The sequence below is a fragment of the Paracoccus aerodenitrificans genome (assembly GCF_027913215.1).
In the GTDB taxonomy this organism is placed as follows: Bacteria; Pseudomonadota; Alphaproteobacteria; order Rhodobacterales; family Rhodobacteraceae; genus Paracoccus; species Paracoccus aerodenitrificans.
On the sequence record NZ_CP115784.1, the window covers coordinates 2,017,423 to 2,029,524 of the forward strand.

General features: G+C 61.5%; 10 protein-coding genes. 2 read left to right on the forward strand and 8 right to left on the reverse strand.

Features of this window, described 5'->3' with window-relative positions; genetic code table 11:
- Positions 1-38: 38 nt before the first annotated feature.
- Together proS and PAE61_RS11290 are read right to left on the reverse strand one after the other, a co-directional pair.
- Positions 39-1,391 (reverse strand): proline--tRNA ligase, encoded by a 1,353-nt coding sequence (gene proS / locus PAE61_RS11285; protein ID WP_271112484.1) that lies wholly within the window; start codon positions 1,389-1,391, stop codon positions 39-41.
- Positions 1,392-1,462: 71 nt separating this feature from the next.
- Positions 1,463-1,834, reverse strand: coding sequence for a DUF4260 domain-containing protein (locus PAE61_RS11290; RefSeq protein WP_271112485.1), 372 nt, complete (start codon positions 1,832-1,834; stop codon positions 1,463-1,465).
- 78 nt (positions 1,835-1,912) lie between these two features.
- On the opposite strand from PAE61_RS11290, the gene PAE61_RS11295 reads away from it, so the two are divergent.
- Entirely contained in the window at positions 1,913-2,878 is a 966-nt protein-coding gene (locus PAE61_RS11295) for a glycosyltransferase family 8 protein (protein WP_271112486.1), read from the forward strand.
- A 1-nt stretch (position 2,879) separates the two neighbouring features.
- Here the strand turns inward: PAE61_RS11295 and PAE61_RS11300 are convergent, their stop codons facing one another.
- Positions 2,880-3,677 (reverse strand): glycosyl transferase, encoded by a 798-nt coding sequence (locus tag PAE61_RS11300; protein ID WP_271112487.1) that lies wholly within the window; start codon positions 3,675-3,677, stop codon positions 2,880-2,882.
- A 168-nt stretch (positions 3,678-3,845) separates the two neighbouring features.
- Between PAE61_RS11300 and rpsD the strand changes: the two genes are divergently transcribed.
- Positions 3,846-4,466 (forward strand): 30S ribosomal protein S4, encoded by a 621-nt coding sequence (rpsD, locus tag PAE61_RS11305; RefSeq protein WP_271112488.1) that lies wholly within the window; start codon positions 3,846-3,848, stop codon positions 4,464-4,466.
- A gap of 131 nt (positions 4,467-4,597) precedes the next feature.
- Here rpsD and ntrX read toward each other — a convergent pair whose 3' ends face one another.
- The 5 genes from ntrX to dusB all read right to left on the reverse strand — a co-directional run bounded on the left by ntrX (position 4,598) and on the right by dusB (position 11,857).
- A complete protein-coding gene (ntrX, locus tag PAE61_RS11310; protein WP_271112489.1) occupies positions 4,598-5,983 on the reverse strand; it encodes a nitrogen assimilation response regulator NtrX in 1,386 nt (461 codons plus the stop codon).
- Positions 5,980-8,244, reverse strand: coding sequence for a sensor histidine kinase NtrY-like (locus PAE61_RS11315; RefSeq protein ID WP_271115140.1), 2,265 nt, complete (start codon positions 8,242-8,244; stop codon positions 5,980-5,982). Before PAE61_RS11315 ends, ntrX begins: the two co-directional genes overlap by 4 nt.
- Before the next feature lie 81 nt (positions 8,245-8,325).
- Positions 8,326-9,726 carry a response regulator gene (locus PAE61_RS11320; RefSeq protein WP_271112490.1) on the reverse strand — a complete coding sequence of 467 codons (1,401 nt, stop codon included), beginning with the start codon at positions 9,724-9,726 and terminating at the stop codon, positions 8,326-8,328.
- A 5-nt stretch (positions 9,727-9,731) separates the two neighbouring features.
- Positions 9,732-10,841, reverse strand: a complete 1,110-nt coding sequence (locus PAE61_RS11325; RefSeq protein ID WP_271112491.1) for a two-component system sensor histidine kinase NtrB — start codon at positions 10,839-10,841, stop codon at positions 9,732-9,734.
- Complete coding sequence (gene dusB / locus PAE61_RS11330; RefSeq protein ID WP_271112492.1) at positions 10,838-11,857, reverse strand: tRNA dihydrouridine synthase DusB; 1,020 nt, start codon at positions 11,855-11,857, stop codon at positions 10,838-10,840. Before dusB ends, PAE61_RS11325 begins: the two co-directional genes overlap by 4 nt.
- Positions 11,858-12,102 lie beyond the last annotated feature (245 nt).

A 12,102-nucleotide genomic window follows, 5' to 3' on the forward strand; every position in this document is an offset into this window, starting at 1 on the left:
GCTGAAATATCCCGGGGGTCCGGGGGCAGCGCCCCCGGTCAGCCTGCCGCGTCAAAAACCGGTTGATAGATTTTTTCCAGCCGCAAGACCGCATCGGTTGGAGAAAGCTCCTCCGATTCTCCCGAGCGCCGCGAGGTCAGTTCGACCTTGTTCGATTGCAGCCCGCGCGGCCCCACAGTGATCCGCCAGGGAAGCCCGATCAGATCCATCGTGGCGAATTTCGCGCCCGCACGCTCATCGCGGTCATCATAGAGAACCTCGAACCCTTTCGCCCTGAGATCCCGATACAGCGCCTCGCAAGCGGAATCGACCGAAGCATCGCCTTGTTTCAGGTTGACGATGCCGACATGGAAAGGCGTCACGCCCTCGGGCCAGATAATGCCCTTTTCGTCGTGGTTCGCCTCGATAATCGCACCGGCCAGACGGCTGACACCGATCCCGTGGCTGCCCATATGAACCGGCACGCGCTGACCGTCCGGGCCGACCACTGTCGCGCCCATCGGCTCGGAATATTTGGTGCCGAAATAGAAGATCTGCCCGACCTCGATACCTCTCGCGGTGCGGCGGCGCTCTTCGGGGATTTCGTTGAACTTCGCTTCGTCATGGGTTTCGTCGGTGCGGGCATAGCGACTGGTAAATTCCTCCAGCACCGCCTGACATTGCTCGACGCTGTCATAGTCGATCTCACGATCCCCGAATTTCAGATCGGTGATCTCACTGTCATAGAACACCTCGGATTCGCCGGTCTCCGCCAGCACCAGAAATTCATGCGTATCGTCCCCGCCGATAGGCCCGCTATCGGCCCGCATCGGGATCGCCTGAAGACCCATGCGTTCGTAGCTGCGCAGATAGCTTACCAGATGGCGGTTATAGGCATGCATCGCATCTTCGCGCGTCAGGTCGAAATTATAGCCGTCCTTCATCAGGAACTCACGTCCGCGCATCACGCCGAAACGCGGGCGGACCTCGTCGCGGAACTTCCACTGGATGTGATACAGCGTCAGTGGCAGGTCCTTATAGCTGTTCACATGGCTGCGGAAGATGTCGGTAATCATCTCCTCATTGGTCGGGCCATACAGCATGTCGCGCTTATGGCGGTCGGTGATGCGCAGCAACTCCTCGCCATAGGCGTCATAGCGCCCCGATTCCCGCCACAGATCAGCCGATTGCAAGGTCGGCATCAGCACCGGGATATGACCCGCACGCTGCTGTTCCTCATGCACGATCTGTTCGATCCGGCGCAGCACCTTCACACCCAGAGGCAGCCAGGAATAGATCCCCGCAGCCTGTTGCTTGATCATCCCGGCACGCAGCATCAGCCTGTGGCTGGCGATCTGGGCCTCTTTGGGGTCTTCCTTGAGGACGGGCAGGAAATAACGCGACAGACGCATGGGCGCGGGCCTTTATCAGCAGGGTTTCGGCCTCGACTATCCGAAACCCCCGCGCGGGGCAAGAATGCGCCTTACCGCAAGCGCCCGATCCGGCCCAGATGCGTCTCGGTAAATCCGCTCTGCGATTTCAGCCCATATCCCAGCATTCGGTCAAAGCCCGAATGGCCGAACCACAGCGCACCAAGTGCGATCAGCATCGTATTGCCGCTGACGCTGCCGAGCATCAGAAGGACCAGCCCGAAACCGTAATTATGCACGACATTATAGGCGACAGCCCCGATTCTCGGTCCCGCCAGATAAGCCGCAAAGGCCAGATCCGGCGCAAAGAACAGCGCCATCAGCCACCACCATGCCATTTGCAGGCCAAGCGCGTTGCAGACCCAGATCCCGGCCAGAAAGATCACTGCGCCCTCGGCCCGCTGCCAGATCACCATTCCGCTCATCGCGCACCCCTTACACAAGCTGCGCCATCCTTCTAAGATCGCCGCGACCGCCCGACAACCGCGCGACCGGAGAATGTGATGACCGCAGAACCGCAATTTTCGCCCGGCTTCTCGCCCCGGCATGAGGTGGCGGTGATCGTTGCCTGCGATGCGAATTACCTGCCCTATGCCGCAGTCGCCGCGTTGCAACTGGCCCGGGAGGGCCGCGATTACGATGTGCTGATAGGCGGGCCAGAGCCGCTGGAGCTGCCCGGTTTCCTGCGCGATGCCGGTATCGGTCACGTTGCCGCTGTCGATAGCGGCATCATCGACGCGCTGCCGACCGATGCGCGGCGCTCGGTTGCGACCTATATGGAGATGTTCTGCGCCTCGGCCCTGCGTGGGGTCTATCGCCGCATCCTCGTTCTCGACAGCGATATCATCTTTGAGCGCGGCGATCCGGGACGGCTGCTGCGCACCGATATGCTTGGCCGCGCCGTGGCGGCGGTGCGCGACAACCGGCAATGGCGCACCCCGAAGCGCCACGTGCGCGAGTTCCGCCAGCTTGGCCGTCCCTCTGCGCCCTATTTCAACGCGGGCGTGGTGATGATCGACACCGAGGATTGGGCAGAGGCCGGGCTGACCGCGAAAGCCTCGGCATTCGCCCGCGACCATCTGGCCGGGTTGGGGCGCGATCAGGCGCTGATGAACGGGATGCTTTACGGAGACTGGGCAGAGATCAGCCCGTTGTGGAACTGGCAATATACATGGTCCTCGGCGCAGCTCATGGCGGTGGCAGATCCCTGCATTATCCATTTCATCGGTCCGCATAAGCCGTGGCTGGACAGTGCCGACAGCCGTGTCCCGATGCGCCTGCGCGAAGACTACGCCCGCATCCTGCCCCGTCATTTCCCTGACGCTGCGCGGGGCGCGGGGCTGGATCGCCGGCATTGGCCGGGCCGGCGGGATCTGGGGAAATCCATGTTCAAACAGTGGCGTGCGGTCGGGCCGATGCTGGATTATCTGGGCCGGTTTCCCGACGAATACACGCTGCTGCGGCCTTGATTTACTGCCATTTCTCCGCGATCCACGTCGCCGGAAGATAGAAATGCCGCAGATGTTTCGACAGACTTTCGCGCCTCCGCCCGTCAAACGTCGCCTTCAGATGATCGCCGGGAAAGCGCACCGGATCATGCTTCGACCACTGCCCGAGCACCGCATCGTCTGGGTTCAGGTGGCCCGCGAAGATAACCACTTTCGTTCCCTTCGGAATGCGCGGCGGCTTGATATAATTCAGCGGGAAGGGCGGAATGCAGTGCAGGCGGAAATGGCTGACCCATCCGCGCGGCCAGAATTTCACCCCGCCCGGCGCGTTATGGGTCACGAAACGCTGCTCATAGCGGTATTTATCCGCCGCCGCCTGCGGATCGGCGCGGAATTGTTCCTGCATCGGCTTCAGCCGTCCGACCTGCATCCGGTAGATTGAGGTCTGGGCCATGCGCTCGAACGGGGTGTTCGGATTCTTCGCGGTGATCGTGTCCGACGGATCGCCATATTCGAAGAAACCGTCGATATTATCCGTGATGATGACATCCAGATCCATGAACAGCACCGTGCCGGTAATATCCCCCAGATCGCCCCAGAGCTGCGATTTCGGCCATTTGCCGGGCGTATTTTTCGGCATGACGAAATCGGGTTCCGGCAGCGGCCGGGTTTCGATCGCCGGGTTCAGCCCTGTGCTGTCATCGGTAAAGCAGATCACCCGGAAAGGCGGCGTGATATTCCGCGCCACCATGTTATAGAAGCGGTTCGCGTATTCGGGACCGTATTTCGTGCCCCATTTGATGCAGATGATCTGTTTCATGCCTGCCTTTGTGCCGCTGTTTCCGCATTGCGGCAAGAGCTGTTGACTCTGTCCTCATCCGCGCTATAAGCGCCGCTTCATTGGTGTTGGTGGACCTCGCAAGAGGAAACCTGTCGGGCCTCGGCCAAAGGACAACGCCCTTTTGAAACACACAAAAGGAGATCAGCGGTGAGCAAACGCACCTCTGCCAAGTATAAAATCGACCGCCGCATGGGCGAAAACATCTGGGGCCGCGCGAAATCCCCGGTCAACCGCCGCGAATACGGCCCCGGCCAGCACGGTCAGCGCCGCAAGGGCAAAATGTCCGATTTCGGCACCCAGCTTCGCGCCAAGCAGAAGCTGAAGGGCTATTACGGCGACCTGACCGAAAAGCAGTTCCGCCGCATCTATGCGGAAGCCGAGCGCGTCAAGGGCGATACCGGCGAAAACCTGATCGGCCTGCTGGAGCGCCGTCTGGACGCCGTCGTCTATCGCGCCAAATTCGTTCCGACCATCTTCGCTGCGCGTCAGTTCGTGAATCACGGCCATGTGGAAGTGAACGGCCAGAAGGTGAACATCGCCTCGTATCGCGTGAAGGAAGGCGATGTCGTCTCGATCCGCGAGCGTTCGCGTCAACTGGCCATTGTTCTGGAAGCAGTTCAACTGCCCGAGCGTGACGTTCCGGATTATCTGGAAGTCGATCACAACAAGATGACCGCAAGCTTCGTGCGCATTCCGGCCCTGGGCGATGTACCCTATGCCGTGCAGATGGAACCGAATCTGGTCGTCGAATATTACGCGAAGAACTGATCCTCGCCGCAGATTGTCGCATTGGCCGTCCTTCGGGGCGGCCTTTTGCATTTTGGCCTATGCCGGACCGGGGCGCTGCCCCGGACCCCGGGATATTTCGGCCAGGATGAAAGGCTGCGCCGGAGCAGGTGTCAGACAGCTTCCTCTTCCTCGACGGCGCGGCCTCCGACGACGCCAAGCGATTTCAGCTTGCGATGCAATGCGCTGCGCTCCATTCCGACGAATTGCGCGGTACGGCTGATATTGCCGCCGAAGCGGTTGATCTGGTTGACCAGATATTCGCGCTCAAACAATTCCCGCGCCTCGCGCAGTGGCAGGGAAGTAATGCGCGGGCCGAGCGTCAGAGTATCGGCTCCGCTGCCTTCACTGGCCTGACCCTGCAACTCCGCCGGGCTGATCGGGCCGCTGCTTTCAGCAAGAATGAGCACACGTTCAATGACATTGCGAAGCTGACGGATATTGCCCGGCCACTCCATCGCTTGCAGACCCGAAGCAGCGTCTTCGGATATTTCGCGCATGGGCAGGCCCTGTTCTTCATGGACCTGCTGCATGAAATGCTGCGCGAGCATCGGAATATCCTCGCGCCGCTCTGCCAGTGAGGGCACCGCAAGGGGGACGACATTCAGCCGGTCGAAAAGTTCCTGACGGAAGCGACCGGCGGAAATCTCGGCCGGGAGATCGCGATTGGTCGAGGAGATGACACGCAGATCGACGCGCACCTTGTCGGACCCTCCGGCGCGGGCGAATTGCTGTTCGGTCAGGACGCGCAGGATCTTCGGCTGCGTGCCAAGCGGCATATCCGCCACCTCGTCGAAATAGATCACCCCGCCATGCGCCTGCTCCAGCAGGCCTTGCTCGACGCCTCTTTCAGCCGTTTCGCGCCCGAACAGAACTTCTTCCATCCGTTCGGGTTCGATGGTGGCGCAAGGAACGACGATGAAGGGATAATCGGCGCGCGGACTGTGGGCATGGATGTAACGCGCGGCAAGTTCCTTCCCGGCGCCGGGCTCTCCGGTCAGCATCACCCGCCCATTGGATTTCGCCAGCTTGTCGAGCTGATCGCGAAGCCGTCTGAAGGCTGCCGAATTGCCGAGCATCTCGGCGGCACGGACATCGCTGCGACGAAGCTGCGCGTTTTCGCGGCGCAGCCGGTTGGTTTCCATCGCACGGTTGATGACCACCAGAAGCTGATCGATATTGAAGGGTTTCTCGATGAAATCATACGCACCCTGCCGGATCGCGGCGACCGCGATTTCGATATTCCCATGACCCGAGATAATGATCACCGGCACATCGGGGTTATTGCGCTTGACCTGTTTGAGGATGTCGATCCCGTCCATCCGGCTGTCCTTCAGCCAGATATCAAGGATCATCAGCGCCGGTTCGGTCTCGTTCAGCGCATCGACCGCCTCATCGGAATTGGCTGCGGTGCGGGTCACGAAACCCTCATCCTGAAGGATATCCGCGATCAGCTCGCGAATATCCTTTTCGTCATCAACGATCAGAATATCGCTCATATTCCCTCCTGCTCTTTGTTTTTGCGTGCGATGCGCACGGGATTGCGTTCACGCGGCAGACGCAGCTCGGCCAGAGCGCCGCGTTCGGGGGCGTCGGTCAGGGTGAAACTGCCCCCATGTTCCTCGATGATCTTCTTGACGATAGGCAAACCCAATCCGGTTCCGCTGGGTTTCATGGTCACATAGGGTTCAAAAAGCCGGGACCGGTCTTCGGGCAGGCCCGGACCGTTATCGGCGATGGTGATCTGGACCGAGTCCGGGCTTTCGGAAAGCTCGACCCGGATCTGCGGTTTCCAGTTCTCCGGCAGATCGTCGCGTATTTCATCAATCGCCTCTGATGCGTTCTTCAGCAGATTGGTAAAGACCTGCGCCATCATCGTCGCATCGCAATCGATGCGGATGGGCTGAGCGGGAATATCCGAAAAGATATCCGCCTTCAGCGCATCTTCCTGCAACAGGACGGTATCGCGCAACAGCTTGGCGATATCCGTTTCGCGCCGGTCGGGTTCCGGCATCCGGGCGAAGCGCGAGAACTCATCAATGATCCGGCGCAGGTCGTTGGTCTGGCGGATGATGACATCGACATAGGAATCGACCGTCTCACGCTCTGGCCCCTCGGGCGCAATTTTCGAGAATTTCCGCCGCAGCCTTTCTGCAGAAAGCTGGATCGGAGTCAGCGGGTTCTTGATTTCATGCGCGACGCGGCGGGCAACATCGCCCCATGCCGCCATACGCTGTGCGCTGACCAACTCGGTCACATCGTCAAAGGCGACGACATAGCCTTCCAGACCGCCATCCGCGCCGTGACGCATCGCCATACGGACCAGCAGGCTTTCCATATGCCCGTCGCGGACAAGGCGGATTTCGTCCTGAACCGACTCGCTGACCGTCCCGGCAAGGCGTTCCAGAAGCGGCGCGAATTCGGGGATCACCTCGACCAGAGGTCGGTCATGGTCGCGGGCGGGGTCAAGCCCCACCATCCGCATTGCCGAGCGGTTCATGAAATCGACCTCGCCGTTTTCATCGAGGCCGATCACACCGGCCGTCACACTGGTCAGCACGGAATCGAACAGGCGGCGCTGTTCTTCGCTGTTGCGATGGGTTTCGACAAGCTGTTCCCGCTGCGCCTTCAATTGCCGGGTCATGCGGTTGAAACTTTGCCCGAGGGTCTGGATTTCATCGCCGGTATCGGCTTCGGGGATCTGCAGATCCAGATCGCCCTCGCCAACGCGCTCGGATGCCTCCGCAAGCCTGCCGATCGGACGTGACAGCCGGTCGGCGAACCACAAGGCCAGCCACATCGCCGCCGCGATCAGCAGCAGGGCAAAGCCCAGATAGACCAGAGAGAATTCCAGCAGAACCCGACCGCGATCCTGCTCTAGCTGACGGTATTCGCCGATTGTCTCACGGGTGTCGTCCAGCAACCCAAGCAGCCTGCCATCGACATCGCGGGCGACATACAGGAAGCGATCAGCCAGAGGCGGCAGGGCCACAAGCGCCCGGAAAGCGTTCTGGTCCCAGTCCTCGATCAGCACCACACCATCGGCACGGGCAGAGTCAAATTGCTCCTGCGTCGGCTGAACATACCAGAACTCATAGGACCGCTCACCCCGCGCATGGATCTCACCCGCGCCGTCGATGACATAGGCTTCGCGCAGGCCTCGCTGGGTCTGCTGCTGTTGGGTGGCCAGCACGACGCGCAGTTCTCCGTCGCCGATCAGCGGGTCATTCGACGCGGCCCGGCGCAGCACATCCGCAATATGGCTGGCATCCTCGGTGAGATCCTCGCGGTGTTCGTTCTGATAAGCGACTGCGGCAGACTGGGCGTTTGTGACGACCTCGCGGACGCGGTCCGAGAACCAGCCTTCAAGCCCGATATTGATCACGACTCCGGCAAACAGCGCCACCAGCACCGTCGGCACAAGCGCGATCAGCGCGAAGATCCCGACAAGGCGCGAATGCAGCCGCGATCCGGCCCGAACCCGCCGCCTCGCCGCGATCATCTGCGCCAGCCGCATCAGCACAAGGCCAAGAAGCAGGATCAGATAGACGAAATCGAGAACCAGCACGAGACTTAGCCAGCGGGACCCGCCGGTCACGCCAACCAGACCCAGCACCACGACAGTCAGCACCGCCAGCACAGGCGCAGTCAGCACGATCACAAGCGTGGTGAGCGTCCGCCATCGTCTGAGCGCACTTAACCGGGCCAGCCGGTCGGCCAGCCGTGATGCGCGAATTGTTGTCAGGCCGGGTGTCGGCATGGCCTCGTTCTGCTCGGTCTGCGCCGCTTGTTCGGCGTCTTGTTGCATCAGGGCGACGGAAACGACGCCCCTGTGACCGTTTTACATCACCCGACGGCGTCGTGTCACCTGAATATTCAGATCACTGAGCTTCTTGCGCAACGTATTGCGGTTGATCCCCAGCAATTCAGCACAACGAAGCTGGTTTCCGCCTGTCGCATCAAGGGAAATTTCCAGAAGCGGCACCTCGATTTCGCGCAGGATGCGGTCGTACAGACCCGGCGGCGGCAGGGCATCGCCATGAAGATCGAAATAACGCTGAAGATGATCGGCCACGGAACCGGAAAGCTGGCCGGAAGCACCGCTCTGCGAAACCGTCCGCGCCGAAGCCGAGGGGTGCACAGCGACCGCCGCCGGGGACTGGTCGCGCAGTTCCTCTGAGGTGACCGGACCCGAACCGGTCAGGGCGAGACGGCGGATCAGATTTTCCAGTTGCCGGACATTGCCGGGATAGTCGAGGCTCCGCAGCGCGGTCAGGACCTCATCGGAAAGCGGTCGCTCGGACAGACCCTGCCCCGCCGCGCGAAGCATCAGGTGACGTGCGAGTTCCGGGATATCGTCACGTCGCGCGGCAAGCGGCGGCACGGCAATGGTGGCTCCCGCCAGACGATAGAACAGATCGGGGCGCAGACGCCCCTCATCCAGATCCTGCTGCGGATCGGGACCAGACGTCGAAACCAGCCGTGGGGTCGCGTCCGTTGCATCCATCTGTTCAAGCAGAGCCAGCAGACGCGTCTGCGCCGAGGATTCGAACCCGGCCGGGTTCTCGATCAGAACCGTCCCGCCACGTGCAGACCGGACCAGCCGCGACAGCGTTTCGGCTTCGCCATCTGCCGGGGTCAGCACCACAAGGAGGGCATCCTTGCGCTCAGAGAATTCATGCAAGGCGCGGGCAATCGTCGTCTTGCCGACACCGGCCTCACCCGTGACCATAACCGGCAGATCGGCGTTCAGAACCTTTGCCACCAGCCGGAACAGCGACTGCATGGCGGGCGCATGTCCGATCAGCGGAAGCCCGGTCTCGCCGATCGTGACCGGCGGCTTCTCCGGTTCTGTCGCCGTCAGATCGCTTTTCCGGGGCCGCCGCGACAGCCCCTCTTTTGCGCGTGACAACAGATCCGGCAGATCGAAGGGCTTGGGAAGATAGTCGAATGCCTCGGCCTCGGTCGCCCTGATCGCCGTGACGATGCTGTTCTGCGCCGAAATCACGATCACCGGCAATTCCGGGCGCAGGCGGCGGATGGCCGGAATCGCATCAATGCCGTTTCCGTCCGGCATGACGACATCGGTCACCACCAGATCGCCCCGCCCCTCTTCGACCCATTTGAGAAGCTGCTGAAGGCTGCCCGTCGCATGGACCCTGCACCCTGCGCGGCTCAGCGCCTGCGTCAGCACCGTGCGGATGCTTCGGTCATCATCTGCGATCAGGATGGTTCCGTCCATATATCTCAAGCCTTTGGTAGTGAAATGCGGAAAACTGTGCGGCCGGGCCGGGACTCGACGCGCAGCCAGCCGCCATGATCGGTGATGATTTTCGAGACCAGAGACAGGCCAAGCCCCGTGCCGTTTTCGCGGCCCGACACGAAGGGCTCGAATATCTGTGCGGCGATGGCATCGGGAACTCCCGGCCCGTCATCCTCGATTTCAACCTGCAAAGGCAGAATTCGGGGTTCGGGATATTCCTCCGATGCGGCCAGCCGCAGCGCCCCGTCATAGAAGCTGCGAATACGGATCGTGCGTCCGCCCGGACCCCGCTCAAGCGCCTCGGCGGCGTTTTTCAGCAGGTTCAGCGCCACTTGCATCAACTGGTCGTCATCGCCGAGCGCATCGGGAAGCGACGGGTCATATTCCGTCATGACCTCGAAATTGCGAGCAAAACCCAGCTCGGCGGAACGGCGGGCGCGTTCGAGGATATCATGCAGATTGACCGCTTTCAGATCGGGCGCGGTCGTATCGCCGAATTTCTCGACCTGATCCAGCAGCGACACGATACGGCGGGATTCCGCGACGATCAGATCGGTGAATTCGCGATCCTCATCGGCAACATTCATCGACAGAAGCTGTGCCGCGCCGCGAATGCCGGAAAGCGGGTTCTTGATTTCATGAGCCAGCATTTCCGCCATTCCGATTGCCTGCCGCGCGGCTTTCCGTGCTGCGTGGCCCGGATCCATTCCGTCGGCGGCATCGGTCGGCGCGACAAGGATGGTCACACCACCCGGCAATCCGTCAGGCGCGGGACCGAGATGCACATCGCCATATTGCGGCAGATACCCGCCTGAGCGATCGGCCAGATCAAAGCGGACACGCGGCTGCGCGACCGGCCCCTGCGTGTTGCGCACACGCTGAAACAAAGCGCCCAGATCCGGCGTCACCCGCATCCGCGACTGTATCTCTGTATCGCCGAGACGATGCCCGATCATGCTGCGCCTTGAAAGGTTCAGCCAGAGCTCGGCTGCATCGTTCAGCCCCACCAGCCGATCCGACACATCCAGCATAAGCCCAGGCAATGGCAATGCGTCAAAGCCCTGTCCGGGAAGAAAGCCAGAGGCGGCGTTCATGCGGCGCTCTCCACAGGGCCCGGAGCATCGGCAAAGACGCTGCGGATCAGGCGGAGTGTCCCGGCAGGGGTGTCAGCGCGGAAAAGCGCCTGTTTCGCCTGCTCTGCGCCGTTTGCGTCAGCGTACCAGCCCAGATGTTTCCGCGCGACGCGCAGCCCGGGATCGGTGCCATAGAAACGAATCATATCCTCGTAATGTGCGCCGATCAGATCGGCCAAAGCGGCTCCGCGCGGAATATGGGGGGCCGGAGTGCCCTGCAATTCATGCGCGATCTGCGCCAGTTTCCACGGCGAACCCTGCGCCCCGCGACCGATCATGACCGCCTCCGCCCCCGAAGCCGACAAAGCCGCACGGGCCGAAGCCGCGTCGACAATATCGCCATTCACCACCAAAGGAGGACGCCCCGACAGATTCGCCACCTCACGAACCGCCGCCCAATCCGCCTTGCCTTTATAGAATTGCGCCCGCGTCCGTCCGTGAACGGTCAGCATCCGGATTCCGGCATCACGCGCCCGTGCCGACAGCTCTGCGGCATTCAGGCAGTCGGAATCCCAGCCGAGACGCATTTTCAGCGTCACCGGCACATCGACCGCACCGACCACCGCGTCGATCAGGCCAAGCGCATGATCGAGATCGCGCATCAAGGCCGCCCCGGACAGCCCTCCGGTCACTTTCTTCGCCGGGCAGCCCATATTGATATCGATGATGCGGGCACCCATCCCCTGAACGATCCTTGCCGTCTCGGCCATCGGTGCGGCTTCCCGCCCCGCGATCTGGATCGAGACCGGCGCATCGCCCTCGGACAGGGCCTTTGCCCGAACCGAGGCTCGCGGCGAGGGTCGTTCGGTCACCATTTCCGAGGACGCCACCATCTCGCTGACCACCAGCCCCGCGCCGAAACCGGCGACAACCCGGCGAAACGGCAGATCGGTGATCCCGGCCATCGGCGCAAGGAAAACCGGAGCGCCAAGCGGGACATCGCCGATCTGTAAACTCTGTGCGGCCAAATCTTTCATTCCGATCACCATAAGCTTTGTGAATGCTGCTCTTGCGAATTCCTCAAGCAGCGATGGCGCAGGACCCTGCGGATACCGCTCCAGCGTGACCGCTATTTAATCATTCCGACCCGGATTGACCATTTTTTAAGCAGCTTCGGTTTGAAAGGCCGTAACCTGCCCGGTGGCTCGGTGCTTGCCGCCACGGTGATAATTGGGCTATGGCGGACGGAAAGCGTGAAACAAAGCTCGCCCAAGAGTTTCAA